This window comes from Thalassococcus sp. BH17M4-6, assembly GCF_049323015.1.
Classification (GTDB): Bacteria; Pseudomonadota; Alphaproteobacteria; order Rhodobacterales; family Rhodobacteraceae; genus Puniceibacterium.
The window spans coordinates 24,566-49,749 of the sequence record NZ_JBMPGU010000001.1 but is presented as its reverse complement, the minus strand read 5'-3'; the positions used below and the strand labels follow the sequence as shown (position 1 = coordinate 49,749).

Annotated in this window: 22 protein-coding genes; 12 read left to right on the top strand and 10 right to left on the bottom strand. The window is 64.0% G+C overall.

The window, feature by feature from the left end; translation table 11 throughout:
* The first annotated feature begins 219 nt into the window (after positions 1-219).
* Together ACOXXX_RS00230 and ACOXXX_RS00225 are read left to right on the top strand one after the other, a co-directional pair.
* Positions 220-1,647 (top strand): cache domain-containing protein, encoded by a 1,428-nt coding sequence (locus tag ACOXXX_RS00230; RefSeq protein ID WP_422824526.1) that lies wholly within the window; start codon positions 220-222, stop codon positions 1,645-1,647.
* On the top strand, positions 1,644-2,288 hold the full coding sequence (locus ACOXXX_RS00225) for a response regulator transcription factor (protein ID WP_422824525.1): 645 nt from the start codon (positions 1,644-1,646) through the stop codon (positions 2,286-2,288). Before ACOXXX_RS00230 ends, ACOXXX_RS00225 begins: the two co-directional genes overlap by 4 nt.
* A 134-nt stretch (positions 2,289-2,422) precedes the next feature.
* On the opposite strand, the gene ACOXXX_RS00220 is transcribed toward ACOXXX_RS00225, so the two are convergent.
* Positions 2,423-2,623 (bottom strand): hypothetical protein, encoded by a 201-nt coding sequence (locus ACOXXX_RS00220; RefSeq protein ID WP_422824524.1) that lies wholly within the window; start codon positions 2,621-2,623, stop codon positions 2,423-2,425.
* Positions 2,624-3,030: 407 nt separating this feature from the next.
* On the opposite strand from ACOXXX_RS00220, the gene ACOXXX_RS00215 reads away from it, so the two are divergent.
* Together ACOXXX_RS00215 and ilvN are read left to right on the top strand one after the other, a co-directional pair.
* On the top strand, positions 3,031-4,785 hold the full coding sequence (locus ACOXXX_RS00215) for an acetolactate synthase 3 large subunit (protein ID WP_422824523.1): 1,755 nt from the start codon (positions 3,031-3,033) through the stop codon (positions 4,783-4,785).
* Between the two features lie 81 nt (positions 4,786-4,866).
* On the top strand, positions 4,867-5,427 hold the full coding sequence (gene ilvN, locus ACOXXX_RS00210; RefSeq protein ID WP_422824522.1) for an acetolactate synthase small subunit: 561 nt from the start codon (positions 4,867-4,869) through the stop codon (positions 5,425-5,427).
* A gap of 49 nt (positions 5,428-5,476) precedes the next feature.
* On the opposite strand, the gene ACOXXX_RS00205 is transcribed toward ilvN, so the two are convergent.
* Entirely contained in the window at positions 5,477-5,833 is a 357-nt protein-coding gene (locus ACOXXX_RS00205; RefSeq protein ID WP_422824521.1) for a hypothetical protein, read from the bottom strand.
* A gap of 240 nt (positions 5,834-6,073) precedes the next feature.
* On the opposite strand from ACOXXX_RS00205, the gene ACOXXX_RS00200 reads away from it, so the two are divergent.
* The 3 genes from ACOXXX_RS00200 (at position 6,074) to ACOXXX_RS00190 (ending at position 8,371) form a co-directional block, all read left to right on the top strand.
* Positions 6,074-6,892, top strand: a complete 819-nt coding sequence (locus ACOXXX_RS00200) for a helix-turn-helix domain-containing protein (protein ID WP_422824520.1) — start codon at positions 6,074-6,076, stop codon at positions 6,890-6,892.
* 106 nt (positions 6,893-6,998) lie between these two features.
* Positions 6,999-8,159, top strand: coding sequence for an aromatic ring-hydroxylating oxygenase subunit alpha (locus ACOXXX_RS00195; RefSeq protein WP_422824519.1), 1,161 nt, complete (start codon positions 6,999-7,001; stop codon positions 8,157-8,159).
* Entirely contained in the window at positions 8,156-8,371 is a 216-nt protein-coding gene (locus tag ACOXXX_RS00190; protein ID WP_422824518.1) for a hypothetical protein, read from the top strand. The genes ACOXXX_RS00195 and ACOXXX_RS00190 overlap by 4 nt, the downstream gene beginning before the upstream one ends.
* Positions 8,372-8,470: 99 nt before the next feature.
* On the opposite strand, the gene ACOXXX_RS00185 is transcribed toward ACOXXX_RS00190, so the two are convergent.
* Entirely contained in the window at positions 8,471-10,291 is a 1,821-nt protein-coding gene (locus tag ACOXXX_RS00185) for an ABC transporter ATP-binding protein (RefSeq protein WP_422824517.1), read from the bottom strand.
* A 253-nt stretch (positions 10,292-10,544) separates the two neighbouring features.
* Between ACOXXX_RS00185 and ACOXXX_RS00180 the strand changes: the two genes are divergently transcribed.
* From ACOXXX_RS00180 to ACOXXX_RS00165, 4 genes are all read left to right on the top strand, one after another.
* Positions 10,545-12,251, top strand: a complete 1,707-nt coding sequence (locus ACOXXX_RS00180; RefSeq protein ID WP_422824516.1) for a peptide ABC transporter substrate-binding protein — start codon at positions 10,545-10,547, stop codon at positions 12,249-12,251.
* 162 nt (positions 12,252-12,413) lie between these two features.
* Positions 12,414-13,421 carry an ABC transporter permease gene (locus ACOXXX_RS00175; protein ID WP_422824515.1) on the top strand — a complete coding sequence of 336 codons (1,008 nt, stop codon included), beginning with the start codon at positions 12,414-12,416 and terminating at the stop codon, positions 13,419-13,421.
* Complete coding sequence (locus ACOXXX_RS00170) at positions 13,414-14,379, top strand: ABC transporter permease (protein ID WP_422824514.1); 966 nt, start codon at positions 13,414-13,416, stop codon at positions 14,377-14,379. Before ACOXXX_RS00175 ends, ACOXXX_RS00170 begins: the two co-directional genes overlap by 8 nt.
* A gap of 218 nt (positions 14,380-14,597) precedes the next feature.
* A complete protein-coding gene (locus ACOXXX_RS00165) occupies positions 14,598-15,680 on the top strand; it encodes a YeeE/YedE family protein (RefSeq protein ID WP_422824513.1) in 1,083 nt (360 codons plus the stop codon).
* Here the strand turns inward: ACOXXX_RS00165 and ACOXXX_RS00160 are convergent.
* From ACOXXX_RS00160 to ACOXXX_RS00150, 3 genes are all read right to left on the bottom strand, one after another.
* Positions 15,595-16,896 (bottom strand): DUF3422 family protein, encoded by a 1,302-nt coding sequence (locus ACOXXX_RS00160; protein WP_422824512.1) that lies wholly within the window; start codon positions 16,894-16,896, stop codon positions 15,595-15,597. The genes ACOXXX_RS00165 and ACOXXX_RS00160 overlap by 86 nt on opposite strands.
* 125 nt (positions 16,897-17,021) lie before the next feature.
* Positions 17,022-17,384 carry a VOC family protein gene (locus ACOXXX_RS00155; protein ID WP_422824511.1) on the bottom strand — a complete coding sequence of 121 codons (363 nt, stop codon included), beginning with the start codon at positions 17,382-17,384 and terminating at the stop codon, positions 17,022-17,024.
* 67 nt (positions 17,385-17,451) lie between these two features.
* The gene (locus ACOXXX_RS00150; RefSeq protein WP_422824510.1) at positions 17,452-19,431 is read right to left on the bottom strand and encodes an alpha/beta hydrolase; all 1,980 of its coding nucleotides are present in this window, start codon (positions 19,429-19,431) and stop codon (positions 17,452-17,454) included.
* Positions 19,432-19,569: 138 nt separating this feature from the next.
* On the opposite strand from ACOXXX_RS00150, the gene ACOXXX_RS00145 reads away from it, so the two are divergent.
* Positions 19,570-20,124 (top strand): hypothetical protein, encoded by a 555-nt coding sequence (locus tag ACOXXX_RS00145; RefSeq protein ID WP_422824509.1) that lies wholly within the window; start codon positions 19,570-19,572, stop codon positions 20,122-20,124.
* A 342-nt stretch (positions 20,125-20,466) separates the two neighbouring features.
* On the opposite strand, the gene ACOXXX_RS00140 is transcribed toward ACOXXX_RS00145, so the two are convergent.
* The 4 genes from ACOXXX_RS00140 to ACOXXX_RS00125 form a co-directional block, all read right to left on the bottom strand.
* Positions 20,467-21,900, bottom strand: a complete 1,434-nt coding sequence (locus ACOXXX_RS00140; RefSeq protein WP_422824508.1) for an NAD(P)(+) transhydrogenase (Re/Si-specific) subunit beta — start codon at positions 21,898-21,900, stop codon at positions 20,467-20,469.
* Between the two features lie 12 nt (positions 21,901-21,912).
* Positions 21,913-23,487, bottom strand: coding sequence for a Re/Si-specific NAD(P)(+) transhydrogenase subunit alpha (locus ACOXXX_RS00135; RefSeq protein ID WP_422824507.1), 1,575 nt, complete (start codon positions 23,485-23,487; stop codon positions 21,913-21,915).
* A gap of 130 nt (positions 23,488-23,617) precedes the next feature.
* Positions 23,618-24,067 (bottom strand): methyltransferase family protein, encoded by a 450-nt coding sequence (locus ACOXXX_RS00130; protein ID WP_422824506.1) that lies wholly within the window; start codon positions 24,065-24,067, stop codon positions 23,618-23,620.
* 70 nt (positions 24,068-24,137) lie between these two features.
* On the bottom strand, positions 24,138-25,085 hold the full coding sequence (locus ACOXXX_RS00125) for an MBL fold metallo-hydrolase (protein ID WP_422824505.1): 948 nt from the start codon (positions 25,083-25,085) through the stop codon (positions 24,138-24,140).
* Between the last annotated feature and the right edge of the window lie 99 nt (positions 25,086-25,184).

Below are 25,184 nucleotides of genomic sequence, written 5' to 3'. Positions count from 1 at the left end.
GGCAATGGCGCGCCCGACCTGCGCGGATCGTGAAGTGGGCAGACCCTAGCCAGACTGAAGTGGCAAAGGAATACCCATTCCTACGGAGGAAACGCGGAAAATTTGCGCGTTTCCCGGTCTGAGAGAGGGCCGAATCCCGCTTTTCGCTTGAATCCTCTCGCCGCGTTGCTGCCGCAAGAACACCTTTGATCTGGCCCCGCGCTTGCGCTACCAGACCACATGCGCCCGATCATGGCCCGTCTTCGCATCTCTTACGGTCAGAAACTGTTTCTTCTGGCGGCGCTGCCGCTCATCCTCGCGGTTTCGGCCATCGCGGTGCTGGTCGCGGTGCAGTCGCGCGCGCTGGCCGACCGGGAAATCCGCAGCCTCGAGGCGCAGTTGCTTGCCGCCAAAAAGGCCGAATTGCGCAACTACGTGACCCAGGCGCGCAACGGCTTCTATTTCATCTACGGCTCGGCGCCGCCCGACGACGAAGAGGCGAAACAGCGCGTCATGCAGATCCTCGCCGCGATGATCTATGGCGATGAAGGGTTCTTTTTCGTCTACGACTACGACGGCACCAACCTTGTCAGCCCGCGCCAGACCGACCTGATCAACCGCAACTGGATCGACCTGACCGACAGCGAAGGCACCCCGGTGGTGCAACGCTATATCGACACCGCCCGCGCCGGGGCCGGATACATCGAACACCTCTGGCCCAAGCCCTCGACCGGAGAGGAGGCGCGGATGATCTCTTACGTGACATCCTTCCCGTCCTGGCAATGGGCCGTCGGCACCGGCGTTTTCATCGACGACGTTGTGGCGTCGGTCGCCGCCGCGCGGGCCGAGGTGCAGGCGCGGGTGCAGCGCACCTTTCTTTATATCGGCGTCATCACCCTGGCCGCGCTGCTGCTGGTGTTCCTGTCGGGCATTGGCCTCAACATCCGCGAACGTCGGCTGGCGGATGCCAAGCTCAAGGAACTGACCCAGCGGGTGTTCGACGCGCAGGAGGAGGAACGCGGACGGGTGGCGCGCGAATTGCACGATGGTATCAGTCAGATCCTGGTGGGCGTGAAATACGCGCTTGACGTGGCGCGCCGCCGGGTCAAGGCGGGTGATGCGCGGGCCGATGCCACGCTGGAGAAAGGCGCCGACAACCTCGGCCTCGCCATTCAGGAGGTGCGCCGGATCAGCCGCGACCTGCGCCCCGGCGTGCTGGACGATCTGGGCCTTGGTCCCGCGCTCAAGACCCTGACCGAGGATTTCCGCGCCCGCACCGATATCGAGGTGCGCTTTGACACGGTCGTCTTCCGCAACCGGCTGGACCAGGATGCCAAGATCGCGCTTTACCGCATCGCGCAAGAGGCACTGACCAATATCGAACGGCATTCCGGCGCGACGCAGGTGTCGATCGATGTGCGCGGCCATATCCGCGGCGCCACCCTGCGCATTGCAGACAACGGGCGCGGCCTGCCGCAGTCCGGCGCCGAAGCCGTGCATGAAGGCATCGGCCTGCGCAACATGCAGGAACGCATGGACCAGCTGGGCGGCACCCTGCGGATCCTCTCCACCCGCCAGGGCACGGTGATCGAGGCGCAGGTGCCGCTCAACCACATGCTGCCCCCCGAAGACCGTCCCCACCCCAACGCAGACAAGGCCCGCGCATGACACATCCGACCCGCGTCGTCATCGTCGACGATCACCCGATGGTGGCCGAAGGGATCGAGGCGATCCTAGAAAGCTATGACGACCTGTGCGTCGCAGCGACGCTGTCGGACGGCCAGCAGATCATCGACCGGCTCGAAGAGTTGCAGCCTGACGTGATCCTGATGGATCTGAACATGCGCGGCGTGGGCGGGCTGTCGGCGACCGAGATCATCCTCGAACGCCGCCCCCGCACGCGCGTGCTGATACTGTCGATGCATGACAGCCCGGAATATATCTCGACCGCGCTCAGCCACGGCGCCATGGGCTATGTGCTCAAGGATGTGCCGACCGAGGAAATCAAGCGCGCCATCGACACGGTGATGGCGGGCGGGCGGTATCTTTGCACCGGGGCCGAAGGGGCGCTGGCCCCGCCGGGCAGCGGCCGGGGCGAACAGCTCACCACCCGCGAGCAGACGATCCTGCTGCAACTGGCACAAGGCCGCTCGAACCGTGAGGTGGCGCTGGCGCTCGATATCTCGGTCCGCACGGTCGAGACGCACCGCAAGAACATCAAGCGCAAGCTGGGGATCAGTTCGACGGCGGGGCTGACCCGCTATGCGCTGGAACACGGGGTGCTGCAGGGCACGGGCGTGAACGGGTAGCCGAGTGGATTGGCGAGGTGCCGCTTGCCACGCGTATAGAGCGGTCAAAGGCCGCCGCGAGATCGCCGGGCCGCCCCCCGGGCTGGCCATCGCGCGAAGCTTTGAGGAAAGCGTGATGTCCGTCGGACCTCGGCTCAGATCATCGGGGCAAAGACCGGCGCGTTGTCGCATTCCCAGTCGATAAAGATCACCTGCCCGCCGAAGAACGCATCGTGGCTGGCCTGTTGCGCGGCCCCCTGGCGCAGCCCCGAGGTCAGCAACGCCACGCCGATGAGCCCGGCCAGCAGAACCGCCTTGCAAAAATCGAAATCCCGTATCTGGCTGCGTCTGGTCATCAGTGGCCTCCACCCGGCTGTACCGATGTGTTCAGTTTGCGGCAAAGCCGGGTTACAGGCAATTCACAGTTTCGCGTTCTGGCGCGGATCGGCGGCCCATCGCCCAGCAACGGGGCACCAGTGCACCAAAAATGTCCCTAGAAATTCTGATCGCGCAATAAACGCAAAGAAAACGCAGCGTTCCGGCAATGTTTTTTGCAAAACCATGGTTGACGCCCCCTGCCCCCCGCCATAATGTCCCGCTCGCAAACAAAGGAGTCGTGTCGTATGGCACCGCTAGTCGTCATTGCAGGAAGAACGCGCATGGGCCGGTGACGGACACCCACAAGGTACCCCATGCGCCCCCGAAGACCCCTCGGGGGCTTTTTTGTGCGCAGAACAGGCAACATCGTAAACGGAGCAAAACGATGACACGTCAGATGACCGGAGCGAAAATGGTGGTTCAGGCCCTCAAGGATCAGGGTGTGGACACGGTATTCGGATATCCCGGCGGCGCGGTGCTACCGATTTACGACGAGATCTTTCAGCAGAACGCCATCAAACATTTCCTCGTCCGCCATGAACAGGGCGCCGTGCATGCCGCCGAAGGCTATGCCCGCGCCACCGGCAAGCCCGGCGTGGTGCTGGTGACCTCTGGCCCCGGGGCCACGAACGCGGTCACGGGCCTGACGGATGCGCTGATGGATTCCATTCCGATCGTGGTGCTGACCGGCCAGGTGCCAACCTTCATGATCGGATCGGACGCCTTTCAGGAGGCCGACACCGTTGGCATCACGCGTCCCTGCACCAAGCACAACTGGCTGGTCAAGGATACCGAAAAGCTGGCCGGGGTGATCCATCAGGCCTTCCACGTGGCCACCTCGGGCCGCCCCGGGCCGGTGCTGGTCGACATCCCCAAGGACGTGCAGTTCGCCAGCGCCGACTACACCCCCAAGGCCAAGACCCCGGTGAGCCATTACCAGCCGCAGCTCAAGGGCGACATGGAGACGATCACCGAACTGGTCGAGGCCATCGAGACCGCCGAACGCCCTGTCTTCTACACCGGCGGCGGCGTGATCAACTCGGGCCCGGGCGCGAGCCAGCTGTTGCGCGAACTGGTCGAGGCGACGGGCTTTCCCATCACTTCGACCCTGATGGGTCTGGGCGCCTACCCGGCCTCCGGCAAGCATTGGCTGGGGATGCTGGGCATGCATGGCCTTTACGAGGCGAACCTTGCCATGCACGGCTGCGATCTGATGATCAACGTCGGCGCACGGTTCGACGACCGGATCACCGGGCGGCTGGATGCCTTCAGCCCGAAGTCGAAGAAGGCGCATATCGACATCGACCCAAGCTCGGTCAACAAGGTGATCCGCTGCGACATGCCGATCATCGGCGACGTGGGCCATGTGCTCGAGGACGTGCTGAAGGTCTGGAAGGCGCGCGGCCGCAAGGTCAACCGCGAAGGCCTGCGCAAATGGTGGGCGCGGATCGAGGAGTGGAAAAAGGTCGACTGCCTGAAGTTCAAACCCTCCGAAGGCTCGATCAAGCCGCAACATGCGCTGGCGCGGCTCGAGGCGCTGACCAAGGGCCGCGACCGCTATATATGCACCGAGGTCGGCCAGCACCAGATGTGGGCGGCTCAGTACCTCGGCTTCGAGGATCCGAACCGCTGGATGACCTCCGGCGGGCTGGGCACCATGGGCTACGGCTTCCCGGCGTCCATCGGCGTGCAGGTGGCGCATCCGGAGGCGCTGGTCATCAACGTCGCGGGCGAGGCGTCCTGGCTGATGAACATGCAGGAGATGGGCACCGCGATCCAGTACCGCCTGCCGGTGAAGCAGTTCATCCTCAACAACGAACGGCTGGGCATGGTGCGCCAATGGCAGGAACTGCTGCACGGCGAGCGCTATTCGCACAGTTGGTCCGAGGCCCTGCCCGATTTCGTCAAGCTGGCCGAGGCGTTCGGTGCCAAGGGGATCCTGTGCAAGGACCCCGCCGACCTCGACGACGCGATCATGGAGATGCTGGACTATGATGGCCCGGTGATCTTCGACTGCCTGGTCGAGAAACACGAAAACTGCTTCCCGATGATCCCGTCGGGCGAGCCGCACAACAAGATGCTGCTGGGCGAAGCCTCGACCAAGGATGCCATCGGAACCAAGGGCGCGGTGATGGTGTAATCCAGACCCAAAAGTTTTGAGAAAACTTTTGCCGAGACTTTTCTGAAAAGTCTCGGCGCCCCAGACAAAGGAACGAAGAAGATGTCCGCCCTACAGATCAAGAAAGGCTCGTCCAAGCATTCGGCCTACAACCTGCGCCCCAACTTTTCCGACGTGCAGGAAACCCATACCCTCGCGGTGCTGGTGGAAAACGAACCCGGCGTGCTGGCGCGCGTCATCGGCCTGTTTTCCGGGCGCGGCTACAACATCGACAGCCTCACGGTGGCAGAGGTCGACCACAAGGGCCATCTGAGCCGCATCACCATCGTCACCACCGGAACCCCGCAGGTGATCGAACAGATCAAGGCGCAGCTGGGCCGGATCGTGTCGGTGCACGAGGTGCATGACCTCACGGTCGAGGGCGGATCGGTCGAGCGGGAACTGGCGCTGCTCAAGGTCGCGGGCAAGGGCGACGACCGGGTCGAGGCGCTGCGGCTGGCGGATGTGTTCCGCGCACATGTGGTCGACAGCACGCTGGAAAGCTTTGTCTTTCAGCTGACCGGCACGCCGGAAAAGGTCGATGCCTTCGCCGACCTGATGCGGCCCCTTGGGCTGGTCGAAGTGGCGCGCACCGGCGTCGCGGCACTGGCGCGCGGGCTGTGACGGGCCGACCCCCGCCGGAGTCGACGCGGCCCATGCCTGGTAAAAGAATTCAGGCCGGAACGGCGCGCCGCTCTTCGCTGACATAGGGCTGGATCGGCACCACGTTGCCGACCGCCGCCCCGGGCCCGCGCTGCGCGGGGCGTTGTGGGCCTGCTGCCAGGCGCTGCGCCAATCCGGGATATTGCGACTGACGCACAAGCTGCGGATTGCGCGCATAGCGCAGGTTCGCCTCTTGCCGCATGTCGAACTGCACCAGATCGCCCGCGTCAAGGAACACACCCTCAAGCGCCGATTTCGCGCCAGGCGTGTAAAAGGCCAGATCCCCGTGATCCTCGCACCAGATGACCGCCTTGCGGTCATCGGCATTGGTCCACAGGACGACCCCGTACATGCTTTTGCTGGACATGAATAAGACCCTTCAATTCATCCTTTTTTCCACAGTCCGCGAAAACGTCCCGGCCCGACATGATTTTTGCCGCGACTCCTTCTTGCATTTTGTGTCGTTTCGAATAACGCTTGCAGCGAATAAGCATCAGGCCTGACGCTATTGCGCGTCACACACCCCCGGTTGCAGCAGAAGGTAGCGGCAGATTTCCCGTCATACTGGCGCTATAATCCTCCCGACAACGATAGGAAGAGTAAAGGAATGGCACAGTCCCGCAAATCCGCAGGCCCGACCCCCAGCCCGGCCGAATTGCGGAGCATGCTTGGGGCCAACCTGCGTCGGCTGACGCGCGACGCGGTGTCGATTTCGGCGCTGTGCCGCGATCTGGGCATCAACCGGACGCAGTTCAATCGCTACCTCGCCGGGGAAAGCTTTCCCCGCCCCGATGTGCTGCACAGGATCTGCAGCTTTTTCGACGTCGACGCGCGAATCCTGCTCGAGCCGGTGGAAGAGATCGAAACCCACCGCAAGGACCTGCTGCACCACCCGGTCGTCGCGGAATTCGTCGGCGCAGGCAGCATCAGCCTGCCGGAAGAGGCGTTCCCGTCGGGCTTTTACCGGTTTTCGCGCCGCAGCTTCATGGATGACAACCGGTTCGTGCAAGGGCTGCTCTATGTGTTTCGCGAAGACATCTTTACCTTCGTGCGCGGGTTCGAGGCGAAGGAGGCGATGCAGGCGCAGGGCATGCCGGTGGACAAGCGCACCCGCGAATTCCGCGGCTTCCTGATCCCGCAGGAAGGCGGCATCGCGGCGCTGGTCAGCCGCCGCAATTCGCTGACCACCTCGTTCAACTACCTGGCCCGGGTGCCCTCGTTCCAGAACAATTTCTGGGTCGGCTACGCCGCCCGCACGGTGCGCGAGAACATCACCGGGCGCCGGGTGGCGCGGCAGGTTTATGAACATCTGGGCCACGACACCGGCCCGGTTCTGAAGGCCGCGCGCGAGGCGGGGTTTTGCGGCTTGGACGACCTGCCGCCGTTCCACCGCACCCAGCTGCGCGCCGAAGATCCCCTGACCTGAGCCCGCCGCCGGTGTCGCTTCGCGGCAGCGAATGTCGGGAACAGACCAGAGCCGCCGCCCCCCGGCCTGCCACACTTTGCCATCTGCAATGTGGAAAGGATTTGACATGGCCGCTGGCATCACCGACCTGTCCGCCGTGCGCCGCCCGCCCGAAACGGCAAACGGCCTGCCCAATGCCCATTACATCGACACACGTGTTTTCGAGGAAGAACGCGGCGCGCTGCTGTTTTCGCAATGGGCCGGGCTCGCCGTCGCCGCCGACGTGCCCGAGCCGGGCGATGCCAGGCCCATCACCTTTCTGGGCATGCCGCTTTTGCTGCTGCGCGGGCGCGACGGCACGCTGCGGGTGTTTCAGAACATCTGCCGCCATCGTGGCATGATCCTGGTCGAAACCCCGCGCAAGATCGAAGGCGCGGTGCGATGCCCCTATCATTCCTGGTGCTACGGCACCGATGGCGCTCTGGTCAGCACCCCGCATGTGGGCGGGCCGGGCCACAACACCCACGATGCGATCGACCGGAGCACGCTGGGCCTCATCGAGGTGCGCAGCCATGTCTGGCGCGATGTGGTCTGGATCAACGTCAGCGGCGATGCCCCGCCCTTTGAGGTGGCGATGGCCGATCTGATCGCCCGCTGGGCGGAGTTCGAACAGCCGCTCTGGCACGGCGGGCCGGACAGCACGATCACCCTGACGGTCGACTGCAACTGGAAGCTCGCGGTGGAAAACTTCTGCGAAAGCTACCACCTGCCGTGGGTGCATCCAGGCCTCAATGCCTATTCCCGGCTCGAGGATCACTACCACATCGAACGGCCCGGCGAATTTTCCGGTCAGGGCACGCTGGTCTATCGGCAGCTGACCAATGAAGAGGGCCAGACCTTTCCCGATTTCGCCGACCTGTCGGACCGCTGGGACACCGCAGCGGAATATATCGCGGCCTATCCGAACGTGATGCTTGGCGTGCACCGCGATCACGCCTTTGCCATCGTGCTGGTGCCCGAGGGGCCGGAACGCACGGTCGAGCATATTCACCTCTATTACGCCCGCCCCGACACCGATGGCGGCCTGCGCCAGCGCAACACCCAGCTTTGGAAGACCGTGTTCGAAGAGGATATCTTTGTGGTCGAGGGCATGCAGCGCGGGCGGCACGCCAGCGGCTTTGACGGCGGGCGGTTTTCGCCGGTGATGGACAGCCCGACCCATTGCTTTCACGACTGGGTGGCGGGCAAGGTCGATGCCTGGCGGGGACAGCCGCACGCGGCAGAGTGAGCGGGCCGCTGCATCAGCGCCTGCTGGCGGCCCACGCCAGCGGCGATGGCCGCGCGCTGGTGGGTCTTTACGCCGAGGCGGCGGCCATCGCCAACAGCAAGGACGCGGCCTGCTTTTTCCTGACGCATGCCTATGTGCACGCGCTTGAGGCGGGCGATGCCCGCGCCGCCGCGCTGCATGCCGCGCTCAAATCCGAGGGGCGCGAAGCCTAAAGCGTTTCGCGTTGAAACCGAATCCTTTAACGCTGCCTGAAATCAAAGATTTCAACGCGTTAAATGATGCATAATGTTTCAGGTTGAACGCGAAACGCTTTAATATCCGCTGTCGGAGGTCAAAACGTAGTGGCCCGGCGACACCTCGTCATAAACCGATTTCGACGGCTCGTACCCAACCTCGTGGATCGGTGACGGGATCGGCTTGAAGTTGAGGTCTTTCTCCGATTTGCGCTTGCGCGGATCGGCGATCGGCACCGCCTTCATCAGGGCCTGGGTATAGGGGTGCTGCGGGTCCTCGAACACCGCGGCGCGCGGACCCAGTTCGACGATCCGGCCCAGGTACATCACGCCGACGTTGTGGCTGACGCGTTCGACCACCGCCATGTCGTGGCTGATGAACAGGAACGACAGGCCCATTTCGGCCTGCAACTCCATCATCAGGTTCACCACCTGCGCCTGCACCGACACGTCGAGCGCCGAAACCGCTTCGTCCGCGATGATCAGCTTGGGATTCAGCGCCAACGCCCGGGCGATAGCAACCCGCTGGCGCTGCCCGCCCGACAATTCGTGCGGATAGCGGCGCAGAAAGCTGCGCGGCAGCTCCACCCGGTCAAAGAGCATGGCGATGCGGTCGGTCATCTCCTTGCCCTTGAGGGTGCCGAAATTGCGCATCGGTTCGGCCACCTGGTCGGAGAGATTCATTTGCGGGTTGAGGCTGGCGAACGGATCCTGAAAGATCATCTGCATGTCCAGCCGCGCGGTGCGCAGGTCGCGCTGGTTCAGCGCCATGATATCCTTGCCGTCCAGCTCGATACGGCCCGACATCGGTTCGACCAGCCGCAGGATCGATCGGCCGGCGGTGGACTTGCCGCAACCGGATTCGCCCACAAGGCTGAGGGTCTGGCCGCGATTGATGTCGAAAGACAGATCCTCGACCGCGTGGACATTGGCGATGGTCTTGCGAAAGAACCCGCCCTTGACCGGAAAGCGCGTGGTCAGGTTGCGCACCTTGAGCAGCAGGTCGGTGCTGCCGGGAATGGGTTTGGGGTCATGCGCGTCCGACCCCAGGAGCTTCATCGGTTCAGGCAGCGGCTTGCCGGACATTTCGCCCAGCTTGGGCACCGCGGCCAGCAGCGCCTGGGTATAGGGATGCTGCGGATTTTCAAAGATTTCCTCGACCGTGCCTTCCTCGACCTTGTTGCCGCGGAACATCACGACCACGCGGTCGGCCATCTGCGCCACCACGGCCATGTCATGGGTGATGAACATCACCGCCGTGCCTGTTTCACGCTTGAGCCGGTCGATCAGCGCCAGAATTTCCGCCTGGATGGTCACGTCGAGCGCGGTGGTGGGTTCGTCCGCGATCAGCATGCGCGGCTTGCAGGCCAGCGCCATGGCGATCACGACCCGCTGGCGCATGCCGCCCGACAGTTCGTGCGGATACTGTTTCAGCCGCCGTTCGGGTTCGGGAATGCGCACCTGCTGCATCAGCTCCAGCGCCCGCGCCTCGGCCTGTTCCCTGTCCATGCCGCGATGCACGCGCAGACCCTCTGTCAGCTGACGGCCCACGGTGAACACGGGGTTGAGCGCGGTCATCGGTTCCTGGAAGATCATGCCGATCTCGTTGCCGCGGATCGTGCGCATCAGGTTCTGGTCGGTCGCGGCCAGGTCGATCTCGCCCCCCTCTTTGCGATCAAAGAGCAGCCGGCCGTTGGCGATGTCCCCGCCACCGTATTCGATGAGCCGCATCAGCGACAGCGACGACACCGATTTGCCCGACCCGGATTCGCCCACGACGCAGACGGTTTCACCCGGCCCGATCTCGAACGACACGTCCTCGACCCCGACGACGGGGCCGTCCTTCGTCTCGAACTCGACCCTCAGATTCTCGATACGCGCGATTGCGTGGTCCAGCATGCCTGCCCCCTGCCCCGATACAGATGCAAACGCTACCGGCAGGTCCGCATCCCTGTCAAACCAGCATGCCCCTTTCCGTCAGGCAAAGTCTTGCAATTTCCCGAAAAGCTGTTTCGATGCGAACACCGTGGGGATGGCCTGCCCGATATCTGATCGTTTTGCCCCGAATGCGGGGCGTGGCGCAGCCGGGCAAATGCTTTTCCCTCAATAACGACACAACTGACGCAATGATGTGTCCAACATGGAGAATGTTATGAAGCTGAGAACCCTATTGCTTGGTGCCGCGGCCGCCTGCGCGCTGGCCCCTGCCGCCATGGCAGAGCGTGCATCGGACGGCACCGTCAACATCATCTACTGGCAGGCGCCGTCGATCATGAACCCGTACCTGTCGGGCGGCACCAAGGACATCGAAGCCGCGTCGATGGTCATCGAACCGCTGGGCCGCTATGACCCCACGGGCGCGCTGGTGCCCTACCTGGCCGAAAGCATCCCGACGGTCGAAAACGGCGGCGTGAGCGAAGACCTCACCTCGATCACCTGGAAGCTGAAAGAGGGGCTGATGTGGTCCGACGGCACGCCGGTGACCTCGGCCGACGTGGTCTTTACCGCCGAATACTGCATGGACCCCGAAGGCGGCTGCGCGCAGCTGGCCAAATATTCCGGCGTTCAGTCGGTCGAAGCCGTGGATGACCTGACCGTCAAGGTCACCTTCGCGCAGCCGACGCCCAACCCCTACGGCCCCTTCATGGGTGGCCAGTCGCCGATCATCCAGAAGGCGCAGTTCGAAAACTGCAAGGGCGCCAATGCCTCGACCTGCACGGACGAAAACTTCGCCCCGATCGGCACCGGCCCCTTCGTGGTGACCGAATTCCGCCCCAACGACGTCATTTCGATGGAGGCGAACCAGAACTACCGCGAGGCTGACAAGCCCGCCTTCGCAAATGTCAACTTCAAGGGCGGCGGCGACGCCAATGCCGCGGGCCGCGCGGTGATGGAGACCGGCGAATTCGATTACGCCTGGAACCTGCAGCTGGCCCCCGACGTGCTGGCCGCGATGGCCGAGGGCGGCCAGGGCACACCTGTCGCAGCTTTCGGGACCCTGGTCGAACGGATCGAGATGAATCTGACCAACCCGTCGCCGGATCTGCCCGCCGACACCCGGTCGACCGTGGCCGAACCGCACCCGTTCCTGACCGACCTCAACGTGCGCAAGGCGCTGTCGATGGCCATCGACCGCGAACTGCTGGTCGAGGTGGGCTATGGCCAGGCCGGCCGCGCCACCTGCAACCTGGTGCCCGCCCCTGCGCTTTATGCCAGCGACAACACCGAATGCCTGACGCAGGACATCGAGGGCGCCAAAGCCCTGCTTGAGGAATCGGGCTGGACCGACAGCGACGGCGACGGCGTGCGCGACAAGGACGGCATGAAACTGTCGATCCTCTACCAGACCTCGACCAACGCCGTGCGTCAGGACTTCCAGGCCCTGATCAAGGATTGGTGGAGCCAGATCGGCGTCGAAACCGAACTGCGCAACATCGACGCGTCGGTGTTCTTCGGCGGTGACCCGGGGTCGCCTGACACCTTCCAGAAGTTCTATGCGGACGTGGAAATGTACGCCAACAACTTCGACGGCACCGACCCGCAGTCGTACCTGTCGATGTACCGCTGCGGCAACGAACCCAAGCCGTCTTCCCAGTGGCAGGGCGAGAACATCAACCGCTTCTGCGACGAAGATTACGACGCCCTGCTGGACGAGCTGGCGCGCACCGGCGAGCTTGAAGAGCGCGGCCGGATCGCCAAGCAGCTCAACGACATGCTGACCAAGGACACCTACACCATCGTTCCGCTGGTGGACCGTGGCCGCGTGTCGGCCCATTCCAACACGCTGGGTGGTGTTGAACTCAACACCTGGGATTCCGAGCTCTGGAACGTGGCCGACTGGTACCGCATCGACCAATAAACGGGCACTTTGGACGCGGCAGGCCCCCGGTCTGCCGCGTCTGCACTTTGCAGGGGGGGCGAAACCGCCTAGTGTCGATCCCACGCTTGCGATCCCGTTCCTTCACCCCAATCCGGATGATGTGATGCCCCACCGCACCCAACTGATGACCCGAGGTGCCGCATGCTGACCTTTGCAATCAGGCGATTGGTCCTGTCGGTTCCGACACTTCTGTTCATCAGTTTCGTGATCTTCATGCTGCTGCAACTGGCCCCGGGCGATCCGATGGCCCAGGTGCCGCTGACCGTTCCGCCCGAGGTCAAGGAAAAGATGCGCCAGGCGCTCGGTTTGGGCGAACCACCCCTCGTGCAGTACTGGAAATGGCTGGTCCAGATCTTCTGGATCGAACCGCAGGTGCTGATCGACCACTGGTTCGGCACCAGCTTTTCCGAAGGCAAGCTGCGGGTGATCAGCTGGCAGACCCGGTCGCCGGTGATGGACATTGTGATGCAGCGGATGCCCCAGACCCTGTGGGTGGTGGGCCTGTCCTATATCGTCGGCATCCTGATCGCGCTGCCCATCGGGATCTATTCCGCCTACCGGCAGTATTCGCTGTTCGACCAGTCGGGCACCTTCATCACGATGATCGGCTTTTCGATCCCGCCGTTCTTTACCGGGCCGCTGCTCATCGTGATCTTTTCGGTGCAGCTGGGCTGGTTCCCGTCGATCTATGACACCACGCATGTCGTCAACGACTGGGCCAGCTTCAAGATCCAGCTGCAGCAGATGATCATGCCGGTGATGGTGCTGGCGCTACAGACCACGGCGCAGATCAGCCGCTACATGCGCGCCTCGATGCTCGACAACCTCAACCAGGATTATGTCCGCACCGCCCGCGCCAAGGGCCTGTCCGAAGCGGTTGTGGTCATGGTGCATGTGCTGCGCAATTCGATGATCCCGGTGATCACCGTCATCGCGCTCGGTATCCCGGCGATCTTTGGCGGTGCGATCATCACCGAGAACGTGTTCAAGGTGAACGGCATCGGCCAGCTTCTGATCACCGCGCTCTTCGCCAACGACCTGCCGATGGTGATGACTTTGACCTTCATCTTCGCCGTGCTGATCGTGATGTTCAATCTCGTCGCCGACATCCTTTATGGCGTGCTCGACCCGAGGATCCGCTATGACTAGCCCCGCCCCCATCGCCGCCCTCAAGGACAAGGAACCGGACAAGCCGCCGCGCAGCCAGTGGGTGGACGTCTGGGCGCAGTTTTCCAAGCACAAGGGCGCCATGCTGGGCGGCGGGTTCCTGATTTTCATCACCCTCGCGGTGCTGGTCGGCCCCTGGATCTGGACGCTCGACCCGCAACAGCTCGACATCCGCAACAAGGACCTCCGCCCGATCTACACCGCGATCTGGGACAGCAGCGCCAAGGTGTCCTGGGGCCATCCCTTCGGCACCGACAACCTGGGCCGCGACCAGCTGGCGCAGATGATCTATGGCGGCCGTGCGTCGATGGCCGTGGGCTGGGCGGCGATGGTGCTGTCGCTGCTGATCGGCACCGCCATCGGGGTGATCGCGGGCTATTTCAAGCGTCTTGACGGCCCGCTGATGCGCCTGACGGATCTTTTCCTGTCGCTGCCGATCCTGCCGCTGCTGCTGGTGGCGGTGACGCTTTTCCGCCAGCCTTTGCGTGCAAACTTCGGCCCCGAGGGCGGCATGTTCATCCTGATCGTCACGGTCATCGGCATCACCTCGTGGATGCCGACCGCCCGGATCGTGCGCGGCGACATCCTGGCGCTGAAGGAACGCGAGTTCATTCTGGCGGCCCGGTCCATCGGCACGACACCCTTCAAGATCATCCGCCGCCACCTGCTGCCCAACGTGCTGTCGCCGATCATGGTGTCGGCGACGCTGGGCCTTGCCACGGCGATCATCACCGAATCCGCGCTGTCGTTCCTTGGCGTGGGCTTTCCGTCGGACTTCCCCACCTGGGGCAAGATGCTGGCCGACGCCGTGCCGAGGATGGAGAAGTTTCCCGAACGGGTGGTCCTGCCGGGTATCGCGATTTCGCTCACCGTGCTGGGGGTGAATTACCTGGGCGACGGTCTGCGCGATGCGCTCGATCCGCGTATCCGGGGGCGCTAAGCGGGCCTTTCGTCAAAAAAGGATCAACGCCCTGCCCCCGCGCCGCGGAGCCGAACGGACCGGGGCGTTGCAGGACCATGCCGGAACACCTGTGCCACCTTGCGCCGCGATCCGGAACACCCGTTCCGTTCCGACTCTCTGAACTTATCTATAGAGTCCTTGCTATCCGCCATTCACCCCTAGATGAGGAACAAAATTCCTGATCCGGGAGAAATGACATGTTCGAATCCTTTGGCTTTGAAGAGCTGACCGCCCCGCAGGCGGTCGTCTACTTCGCGCTGGCGCTGGGGCTGGCCTTCGGCTTTCTGGCCGAACGTACCAAATTCTGCTTTCGCCGCGGCCTTGTCGGCGAAGACCGCAAACAGGCGCTTGGCGTCTGGCTGACCGCGCTGGCCGTCGCCATTCTGGGCACGCAGCTGGTCGTGGCGCAGGGGCTGATCAGCTTTGCCGATCACCGGTTCATGGCGTCCGATCTGCCGGTGCTTGCCATTGTGGCAGGCGGGCTGATGTTCGGCGCAGGCATGGTGCTGACGCGCGGCTGCATCTCGCGGCTGACGGTGCTGACCGCTTCGGGCAACCTGCGCGCGGTTGTCGTGCTGCTGGTCTTTGCCATTGCCGCACATGCGACGCTCAAGGGCCTGCTGGCACCGCTGCGCACCACGCTTGGCTCGGTGACCGTACCGCTGGGTGACAGCGTGAGCCTCGCCGCCCTTCCCGGCGGTGCGCTGGTCTGGGCCGGTCTGCTGGCCGCCGCGGCGCTGGTCTATGCCCTGCGCTCGGGCAGCCGCCCCGGTACGCTGGTTCTGGCCGCGCTTCTGGGGGCGCTGGTGCCGCTGGGCTGGGCCGGAACCGGCTTTGTGCTCTACGACGACTTCGATCCCATCGCGATGCAGTCGCTGTCCTTCACCTCGCCCTTTGCCGATACGCTTTTCTGGTCCATCGCCTCGACCTCGATCCCGGCAGGCTTTGGCGTCGGTCTCATCGGCGGGACGCTGGGTGGCGCGCTGGTGGCCTCGCTGCTGTTCCGCAGCTTCCGGTGGCAGAGCTTTTCCAGCCCCGCGGAAACCGGCCGCTACGCACTGGGTGCCGCGCTGATGGGTGTCGGCGGCGTGCTGGCCGGCGGCTGCACCGTGGGTGCGGGCCTTTCTGGCGTGCCGACGCTGTCGGTCGCGGCGCTGCTGGCGATCGGATCAATCGCGGCGGGCGCGCTGGCCCTCAACCGAGGTCTGGCCCTTGCTTCTCCATCGCGTGACGGATCCGCCGGATCGCGCCCCACACAAACGCTACAACCGGCAGAGTGACCATTGCCGTCAAGAGGCCCTTGCTCACCCCAAGGGCCTCTGCCAGCGGGTAAAGCAGATACCCCACCAGCGACACGGCGTAATAGCTGATCGCCACCACCGACAGCCCCTCGACCGTCTTTTGCAAGCGCAGCTGCATGTCGGCGCGCTGGTTCATCGATTCCAGCAGCTGCTGGTTCTGGGCCGAGCGTTCAACCTCGACCCGCGTGCGCAGCAGATCGCCCGCGCGCATCGCCCGGTTGGCCATGGTCTCAAGCCGCCGTTCCGAGGATTTGACGGTGCGCATCGCCGGGTCGTAGCGCCGCATCATGAACTCCGCAAAGGTCTGCCGCCCCTGCCAGCGTTCCTCGCGCAGCACCTTGATGCGCTGCGCCACGATCGCCTCGTAGGCGCCCGTCGCGCCCAGCCGGAACGACGCCTGGGCCGACAGCGCCTCAAGCTCGGCCGACACCGACAGCAGCGATTTCAGTGTCTCTTCGGCGGGTGCGGTGCCGTGGGTCATCGCCTCCATCAGCTTGGACAATTCGGAGTCGATCTCGCTCATCCGGGGGCCGATCTCCTTGACCCGCGAAAAGCCCAGCATCGACATGGTCTTGTAGGTCTCGATCTCGCACAGCCGCTGCACGATGCGCCCGATCCGGCGTTCGCCCACATGCTTTTTGGCGAAGACGGCAAAGCGCTGATGTCCGGCGGGATCGATGCGGAAATCGCCCGCCATGATCGCTTCGTCGTCGATGACCGAACTGACGGCGACGCTTTCGGGCACGAACCAGTCTTCCAGCTGGTCCTCGATATCGTCATCCTCGGGCCGCACGCAGATGCGGATCAGCGCCGAGGTGATGCGCACGCCCGGCGCCTCGTCCAGCCATTCGGTCGGGAAGACCCCGAAATCCGCCGGATCATAGACCCGGTCGCCCAACCCGTTCAAAAACACCGTGTAGGTCACGAATTCGGTGTGCTGTTCCCATTTCAGCGTGTGCTGGCCGATCTGCCCGGAAAAATGCGTGGCCCCCGGCTGCGGATGCGCGGCGCCATAGCGATCCAGCAGGTCGGTGAGGTGCTTGAGGTCCAGCGCCTTGTCGCGCGATGCCGCCTGGTGCGGTTTCTTGATCGCCAGATATACTGCCCGGCACGGCGCCTTGAGCGACGGAAACGGACGCGCATGTAGTTCGTTGGCAAGCCGGTAGCGCAGCGGGTGATCATGAATAGGTGGCATGGCGGCACTCCTGCGTGGTTTGAGGCCAGTTAGGCCCGACCCGGAACGAAGTAAAGGAAAACTGCATGATTTTCAGCTTGTTAGCGGTGCACCGTTGTATGCTGCGCGGTTTTCGCGCAGCCGGGCTAGAATGCCGGTTGCCACAGTTCGACCGGGTTGCCTTCGGGGTCGTGGATGCGGGCGAACCGACCGACCTCGGGCATGTCCCATTCCGCGCGGCGGTCGACCTCGATTCCCGCTGCCTCCAGCTGGGCTGCCATCGCGTCCAGATCGGCCACACGAAAGTTCAGCATGAAGGCCTGGCTGTCGCGGCTGAAATAGTCCGTATCCTCGGGAAACGGGGCAAAGACCGTGGGACCGGCGGCCTGCTGCCAGGGGCCGGTATCGGTGACCGGATCAACGCCCAGGTGCTGCGCATACCACTGTGTCAGCGCTGCCGGGTCCTTGGCCCGAAAGAACACGCCGCCGAACCCATTGACCTTTTGCATGCCACCCTCCGTCATTGCCTGGGCCAGTCTATCGCAGGCGGCGACAATCGCCAAACCCGGGGGCCGTTCACGGCAGCGGCGCGTCCGGCAACACGAACTGCGGCACCAGATCATCGACGCAAGACTGGTCAAGCTTCGCCTCGGGATCGAGGATGAACTTCGCGCTGATGTCGAGCCCGCAGCGGGAATAGAGCGATGCGCCATGCCCCGAATTGGGGAAGATGATCACCTGTGCGTTCGACAGCGTCTTGGCGGCCTCGCCGCTCCACCTCCAGGAGGTTTGCGTGTCGTTCGTGCCGCCCAATGACAGGACGGGCACGTCCGACACAACGGGGTCGTGAAAGCCATCTCTCGGCGCCGGTTCAAAAAGATCGCACACGTCATAAAGGCTCACGATTCCCTGCACCTGGGCGGGCGTCGCGATGACGCCGTAGGGAAAGTCCGCCACCCTCTGTTCCAACCCGGCGCGGGAGTTGTAGGGCAGATCCTCCTGACAGGCATAGATGAAAAGACCCATGTTCCCCTCAACCGCCCCTTCGTACGGGGCGAGGTCCGTCGCGGCGATATCAAAGGTGCGCGCGACATCGTCATCGGTCATCGCAGCCACCAACGACAGGAGTGCGGCCTGATCCGGCCCTTGGAAATGCGCCATGACCCATTGGGCAATCGCCGCGCGGGTCCGGTCGCCGACGTGCAGCCGGGCATAATCCTGCACCGCCGGGACAAGCGCCTGCTGGGTCAGCTGACCCAGCGCGTCCGTCGCGCGCTGATCGAACGCCTCGGCCACCGACAGGGCGGCAGGGGCGGCCACCACATCGTGCTTGAGCTGCGCCATCGCCGCCGCCACCCCTTCGGACTGGTCGGTCATCGCCTGGGCATTCTCCAGCACCGCCAGCGCCAGCGCCCGTTCGTCGCCGCTCAGCCGCGTCGCGCCGGGCCCCAACAACTCTGACGCGGTGCCGGGCAGGTTCGCGCCATCGGCATAGGTGGTCAGATACCAGTCGAATGTGGTGGCATCCCCCGCGGCCAATTCGGTGATCATGCGCGGCAGATAGGCGGTGAGGTCGCGCACCCAATGCTGACTGAAATGGGTCCGAGTTTTAACAAGACCGTAGAAGGTATCCGCTGTCACCTCCGGCATGCCCCGGCTGGCGGGGATCGGGTTCGAGGTCAGAATGTCGCCAAGGTCGATGAAGGTCTTGCGCAGGTCCGGGTAGGCTTGCGCGCAGGCGGGTTGGGCAGCGCATTGTTCGAAAAGCGCGTCCATCGCATCGCCGTGCGGGCCAAAGAAGTCGTCGTAAAGCAGCTTGTTCGTCGGCGCCACGCCGTCGACGATCACCGCGCGCACGCCCTCCGGCGCGGTGCGCAGCACCTCGAGCGCCAGCCGGGTGCCGTAGGAAATGCCAAGGATGTTGTATTCGGGATACCCCAGCGCGGACATCAGCGCCCGAACATCGCGGGCATTGTTCGTGGTGTTGTAGTCCGAAACATCTGCGCCGCTGTCGTAAAGCTCGCGGGTGCAGGGGGCAAAGATCATCTCTGCCTCGGCCCCCTCCTCTTCGGCCGGGGGCATCCCGGCGGATTCGAGCACGAGATCGACCATGTTCTCGGCAATCGTCTCAGAGCAGCGGACGGTGCTTGACGACAGCATCGCGGCGCGCTGATCGAAGGTGACAACGTCGCGGTACTGGCGATGATCGCCCAGGATCACCTCGGTCGCCGAGGCGATGGAATCGAGCGCGCCGGCCGCCGGGCCGCCGTGAAGATAGACGATCGCATCGTCGAACGGGTTGGTCGAACGCGCGCGCCCCACGGCGAATTCCAGCGCGACGCGCCGTCCCTCGGGCGCGGCGTAATCCTCGGGCACGCTGACGGTGCCGCACAGGATGGTCTGTCCTTCGATATCCAGCGGCGCGGTCGTTTCGGGACAGGCCGACACCGTCACCGGGTAGCGGTCGTCAAAGCCCCCGGCGCGCAGGGTCTCAAAAGCCGGGTCCGGCTCTGCCAGGAGCAGGCCGATGGCAGCGACGATCTGGTCGGGGGTCATGGGGCCTCCTTGGGTGGTCAGGTCTTGCAAGCGTAGCACACTTTTTGCGTGCTGCCGTGACCGAACCGCCTTTAGATATCCTGCGGCCACACCGGCCCGCTTTGACCGGACACAGCTTGCAGGAAGGGATCCGCCGCAATGCCGAACGACGTCTCTATACCCCAAGCCGCCAAACTGCTGCGCAGGGCGAACCGCGTGTTGGTGATCGGCTGTTCGGGCGGCGGCAAAAGCACGCTGGCCCAACGGATATCAGAGCGTTTCGATCTTGCGTACCTGTCCTACGACCGCGACGTACGCTGGCTGCCGGGCTGGCAGGTCCGCGACCGGGCCGAGCAGCGCCGGATCGTGGCAGAAATGGTGCAGCGGGATCGCTGGGTGATGGACGGCACGACCGTGTCGACCTTCGACCTGCGGCTGCCGCGCACCGATCTGGTGATCTGGGTGCGCGTCCCGCGCCGCGTCGCACTGAGCGGTGTCGCGCGCCGGGTGCTGGCAAATTACGGCAAGGTCCGAAGCGACATGGCGGACGGATGCCCCGAAAAACTGCCCGACCGCGAATTTCTGACCTTCATCTGGACATTCGAGCGCCGCGTCGCGCCGCGTATCGTGACCGGCCTCGACCGCTTCGGCCCGGAGGTGCCGGTTGTGACGCTGCGGTCGCGGTGCGCGTTTCCCGCACTTATCGAAGGATAGAGCAAGATGCGAAAGGACGGAACCGGCCGACGTGGCCTGCTTCCTCACCAAGGGTGCCGGACCCATCCGTTTTGCGCCCGCTGGCTTGGAACAAGGCGCGCGGTGCGCAGGCTGCCCAAGTCAGAGCGGCGGATCGCATCGCCCCGCCATGCACCGTTTCAACTTGAGCTCATCGCGCGCCAAAGCAAGTTGCAGACAGACTGAACCGCGCGCGAGCAGCCTGACGCGGACGTACGAGCCAACCACCCGGCGCGGACTCAAGGCCGAAGGCCGCCGCGCCAGCACAAAGCAAAAGCCCCGCCGGTCCGGCGGGGCTTTCGGCAGTGTCGGCTGTGTCGCGGATCAGCTGATCTTGGTCAGCAGATCATCCAGCGACTTCTTTGCATCGCCGTAGAACATCCGCGTGTTGTCCTTGAAGAACAGCGGGTTCTCGATCCCGGAATAGCCGGTGCCCTGTCCGCGTTTGGACACGAACACCTGCTTGGCCTTCCAGCATTCCAGCACCGGCATGCCAGCGATGGGGCTGTTGGGATCGTCCTGCGCCGCGGGGTTCACGATGTCGTTCGACCCGATGACGATGGCGACATCCGTATCGGGGAAGTCGTCGTTGATCTCGTCCATTTCCAGAACGATGTCATAAGGCACCTTGGCCTCGGCCAGCAGCACGTTCATGTGGCCGGGCAGACGGCCCGCGACGGGGTGGATGGCGAACCGCACCTCCTTGCCCTTGGCGCGCAGGCGGCGGGTCAGTTCGGCCACGTTCTGCTGCGCCTGTGCCACGGCCATGCCGTAACCCGGGATGATGATGACCGAATCCGCCTCGTCCAGCGCGTTGGCCACGCCATCGGCGTCGATGGGCACCTGCTCGCCCTCGACCTCGGCCGCGGGGCCGGTCGAACCGCCAAAGCCGCCCAGGATCACCGACACGAAGGACCGGTTCATCGCCTTGCACATGATGTAGCTCAGGATCGCCCCCGAAGAGCCCACGAGCGCGCCCACGACGATCAGCAGGTCGTTGCCAAGGCTGAAGCCGATAGCCGCCGCCGCCCAACCGGAATAGCTGTTGAGCATCGACACGACGACAGGCATGTCCGCGCCACCGATCCCCATGATCAGGTGGTAGCCGATAAAAAGCGCCAGCAGTGTCAGCAGCACCAGCGTCCACGACCCGGCATCGGCCAGGTAGGCGATGGCCAGCAGCAGCGACAGCGCCGCCGCACCGGCATTGAGCATGTGCCCGCCCGGCAGCTTTTTCGCCGCCGAGTCGACCTTGCCCGCCAGTTTGCCATAGGCGATGACCGACCCGGTAAAGGTCACGGCGCCGATCCAGATGCCCAGCACCAGCTCGATCTTGAGGATGTTGATCTCGACCGCGGTCTTCTTGGCGACCAGCGTGGCAAAGCTGCCTTCGACCACCTCACCGGCGGTCTTGGCGGCCTCGACCATGTTGATGGTGAGATCGGCGTTGAAGCCCACGAACACCGCGGCAAGGCCCACAAGGCTGTGCATCACGGCGACAAGTTCGGGCATCTGGGTCATTTCGACCTTGGTGGCCAGCTGGTAGCCGACCCCCGCGCCCAGCGCGATGAGGACGATGGAGGCGATCCAAAGCCCCTGGCCCGGCCCAACCATGGTTGCAAGCACGGCAATCGCCATGCCGACGATGCCGTACCACACGGCGCGCTTGGCGCTTTCCTGGTTCGACAGGCCGCCCAACGACAGGATGAAGAGGACGGCGGCGACCGCGTAGGCCGCAATCGTGAATCCGTATTCCATGACGCGGCTCCTTTACGATTTCTGGAACATGGCGAGCATGCGCCGGGTGACAAGGAAACCGCCGAAGATGTTGATGGCGGCCATGAAGATGCCCAGCGCGGCCAGCGCCGTGATCAGAAGCGAGCTTGATCCGATTTGAATGAGCGCGCCCAGGATGATGATCGACGAGATCGCGTTCGTCACCGCCATCAGCGGCGTGTGCAGCGAATGCGCCACGTTCCAGATCACCTGGAAGCCGATGAACACCGACAGCACGAAGACGATGAAATGCTGCATGAAGCTTGCCGGCGCCACCAGGCCCGCCGCCAGCACCAGACCCGCACCGATGGCGATCAGCGTCACCTGCTGTTTGGTCTGCGCCTTGAAGGCGGCCAGTTCCTTTTCGCGCTTTTCCTCGGGCGTCAGTTCCTTGACCTTTTCCTTCGGCTTCTGGGCCGCGATGGCCTTGACCTTGGGGGGCGGCGGCGGGAACGTGACCTCTTTTTCATGCGCGATTGTCGCGCCACGGATCACGTCATCGTCCATGTTGTGATTGACCTGACCGTCCTTTTCGGGCGTCAGATCGGTCATCATGTGACGGATGTTGGTGGCGTAAAGGGTCGAGGATTGCGTCGCCATACGGCTGGGGAAGTCGGTGTAGCCGATGATGGTCACGCCGTTGTCGGTGACGATCTTTTCGTCCATCACCGTCAGCTTGCAGTTGCCGCCCTTTTCTGCCGCGAGGTCGACGATGACCGATCCGGGCTTCATCGCCTCGACCATGTCCTTGGTCCAAAGCTCGGGCGCTTCGCGGTTGGGGATCAGCGCCGTGGTGATGACGATGTCCATGTCGGGGGCCAGTTCGCGGAACTTGGCCAGCTGGGCCTCGGCAAATTCGGGGCTGGAGACGGAGGCATAACCGCCGGTTTCCGCGCCGTCCTTTGCCTCTTCCTCGAAATCGAGGAAGACGAACTCGGCCCCCATCGATTCAACCTGCTCTGCCACTTCGGGGCGCACGTCAAAGGCATAGGTCATCGCACCAAGCGAGGTGGACGTACCGATGGCGGCAAGACCTGCGACACCGGCGCCGACAACCAGCACCCTGGCGGGCGGCACCTTACCGGCCGCCGTCACCTGACCGGTGAAAAAGCGGCCGAAATTGTTGCCCGCCTCGATCACAGCGCGGTAGCCCGCGATATTGGCCATTGACGACAGCGCGTCCATCTTCTGGGCGCGGCTGATGCGCGGCACCATGTCCATGGCGATGACAGACGCGCCCTTTGCGGCGGCGTCCTTCATCAGCTGTTCGTTCTGCGCGGGCCAGAAGAAGGAAATGAGCAGCTTGTCGGCGCTCAGGCGCTTGACCTCGGCATCCGAGGGCGGGCGAACCTTGGCGATGATGTCGGCGGCCTTCCAAAGGGCGGCGGTGGTCTTGATCACCTCGACACCGGCCTCGGCATAGGCTTCATCGGTAAACCCGGCTTTCATGCCGGCCCCCGCTTCGATCGCGCAGTCATAGCCCAGCTTTTGCAGCTGGCGCGCCGAATCCGGGGTCATGGCGACGCGCGCCTCGCCCTCGAACACTTCCTTTGGCGTTCCTATCTTCACGTTGTCTGTCCCCTCTTGTGTTCAAACAAGCACGTTGCGTCGCTGCGGCGACGGGTCCCGAATGGGTCTACCCTTCTGACCTAGCACACACAACCTCATCAGAAGTCGTAGAGCATAGGGCGAAGGAAAGTTAAAGCCACCTGTTCGTTTGTTGCGCGTAACGGTCGAATTCCGCAACAAACTTAGCCTTCAGTCGCGCCTCTTCAGGCAGGATAAAGCGCCTCTCAAGGGTCCAGACAAGGATCGGAACCAGCGGTAGCGCCAACACCGCATCCCAGCGCAGGATCAGCCCGGCAAGGATCAGCGAATCGGCCAGGTAGATCGGATTGCGCGACCGGCTGAAGATTCCGCTGGTGATCAGGCGCTCGGGCGTCAGGTGCGGGATGATGGTGGTGCGGTGGCGGCGGAACTCGTACGCGGCGAGCGCGATCAGCAAGAGCCCGGCGCCCACCAGCAGCCCGCCCGCGAAATCCGCCCAGACGCCGCCGAACCCCAGCCCCATCGGCAGATAGGTCGCCTGCACCCAGGCCAAGGCGCAGAAGACGGCAAGCCAGATGGGTGGCAGATCGAACCATTTCATCGCAATCCCTCCGCGAGGACGCCCGTCAGGGCGGATCGAGCAGGCCGCATTTACCTGCGCAAACGCGGCCTTATTCCCACTCCATCTCCTCGAACACCCGGCCCGCGTTCTTGGTGGCCAGCTCCTCGAATGTGTCGAGATGCGCCCAGTTCGACTGATCGACATAATAGGCTCCCGCCAGATCGCCGCCCTCGTCCAGATGCGCGCCCACCTTGGCGCGAATGTCCCTGAGGTAGTCCGAGGTATAGCGCGTCACCTGCGCCATGTTCGTCGGATGGCCATGGCCCGGGATCACGTAGGTTGCCCCCAGACCGGTGAACGGCCCGTCAAAGGTGTCTATCCAGCAGGAGGTGCAGGTGTCCTGAAAGATCGGCGGCATGCGTTCGTGAAACGCGATGTCGCCCGCGATCACGATGTCCCAGTCGGGGATCCAGACCTGCGTGTCCCCCGGCCCGTGGGCCGAGCCAAGGTGCAGCACCTCGAGCGTCACATCGCCCATCTCGATCACCTCGCGGTCGGAAAACGACCGGTTCGCCGCCACCACCCGCGTGCCTTCAGCCTTGTCTCGGTTATAGCGCTGCATGCCTTGCAGGATGAAATCGCCGTTCTCCTCGACCTCGGCAATCGCCTCTTCATGGGCGAGGATATCGACACCCTGGTCCGCCCAGTAGCTGTTGCCCAGCATCGCATGACCCTGGCCGTTTTCGTTGATCACCAGCTTCACGGGCTGGTCGGTCACGGCCTTGATCTCGTCATGCAGCGCCGCCGCCAGCCGCGCCGAGGCGCCGCCGTTGATGACCACCACGCCGTCGCCGGTCACCACGAAGGACAGGTTGTTGTTGTGGCCGGCGTTTTCGTAGGTCGGCGGAGCGGTCGCGCCGATGGCGCTCCAGACATGCGGGATGACCTCGACGGGTTTGTCGTATAGTTCGGAGGCCGGGTATTTGTCGGCGATATCCTCGGACGCCGCCGCCGCGACAGGCAGCAGACAGGCAAGAGCGGTCGATACGTGGCGCATGAGATCCCCCTTCACAGGCCAACACATTCACACAGGCGAATGCGTTTGGCAACGGGCATCTTGCCAACCCCGCCCGCTCGGATAGGCTGTGCCCAATCA

Coding starts and splice junctions, on each gene's coding strand:
- ACOXXX_RS00150 (WP_422824510.1), bottom strand. CDS start 19,431: ATGACCCCCGACCAGATCGTCGCTGCCATCGGCCTGCTCCTGGCAGAG.
- ACOXXX_RS00180 (WP_422824516.1), top strand. CDS start 10,545: ATGAAGCTGAGAACCCTATTGCTTGGTGCCGCGGCCGCCTGCGCGCTG.
- ACOXXX_RS00230 (WP_422824526.1), top strand. CDS start 220: ATGCGCCCGATCATGGCCCGTCTTCGCATCTCTTACGGTCAGAAACTG.
- ACOXXX_RS00145 (WP_422824509.1), top strand. CDS start 19,570: ATGCCGAACGACGTCTCTATACCCCAAGCCGCCAAACTGCTGCGCAGG.
- ACOXXX_RS00185 (WP_422824517.1), bottom strand. CDS start 10,291: ATGCTGGACCACGCAATCGCGCGTATCGAGAATCTGAGGGTCGAGTTC.
- ACOXXX_RS00125 (WP_422824505.1), bottom strand. CDS start 25,085: ATGCGCCACGTATCGACCGCTCTTGCCTGTCTGCTGCCTGTCGCGGCG.
- ACOXXX_RS00205 (WP_422824521.1), bottom strand. CDS start 5,833: ATGTCCAGCAAAAGCATGTACGGGGTCGTCCTGTGGACCAATGCCGAT.
- ACOXXX_RS00215 (WP_422824523.1), top strand. CDS start 3,031: ATGACACGTCAGATGACCGGAGCGAAAATGGTGGTTCAGGCCCTCAAG.
- ACOXXX_RS00220 (WP_422824524.1), bottom strand. CDS start 2,623: ATGACCAGACGCAGCCAGATACGGGATTTCGATTTTTGCAAGGCGGTT.
- ACOXXX_RS00155 (WP_422824511.1), bottom strand. CDS start 17,384: ATGCAAAAGGTCAATGGGTTCGGCGGCGTGTTCTTTCGGGCCAAGGAC.
- ilvN (WP_422824522.1), top strand. CDS start 4,867: ATGTCCGCCCTACAGATCAAGAAAGGCTCGTCCAAGCATTCGGCCTAC.
- ACOXXX_RS00130 (WP_422824506.1), bottom strand. CDS start 24,067: ATGAAATGGTTCGATCTGCCACCCATCTGGCTTGCCGTCTTCTGCGCC.
- ACOXXX_RS00175 (WP_422824515.1), top strand. CDS start 12,414: ATGCTGACCTTTGCAATCAGGCGATTGGTCCTGTCGGTTCCGACACTT.
- ACOXXX_RS00160 (WP_422824512.1), bottom strand. CDS start 16,896: ATGCCACCTATTCATGATCACCCGCTGCGCTACCGGCTTGCCAACGAA.
- ACOXXX_RS00200 (WP_422824520.1), top strand. CDS start 6,074: ATGGCACAGTCCCGCAAATCCGCAGGCCCGACCCCCAGCCCGGCCGAA.
- ACOXXX_RS00140 (WP_422824508.1), bottom strand. CDS start 21,900: ATGGAATACGGATTCACGATTGCGGCCTACGCGGTCGCCGCCGTCCTC.
- ACOXXX_RS00195 (WP_422824519.1), top strand. CDS start 6,999: ATGGCCGCTGGCATCACCGACCTGTCCGCCGTGCGCCGCCCGCCCGAA.
- ACOXXX_RS00170 (WP_422824514.1), top strand. CDS start 13,414: ATGACTAGCCCCGCCCCCATCGCCGCCCTCAAGGACAAGGAACCGGAC.
- ACOXXX_RS00225 (WP_422824525.1), top strand. CDS start 1,644: ATGACACATCCGACCCGCGTCGTCATCGTCGACGATCACCCGATGGTG.
- ACOXXX_RS00165 (WP_422824513.1), top strand. CDS start 14,598: ATGTTCGAATCCTTTGGCTTTGAAGAGCTGACCGCCCCGCAGGCGGTC.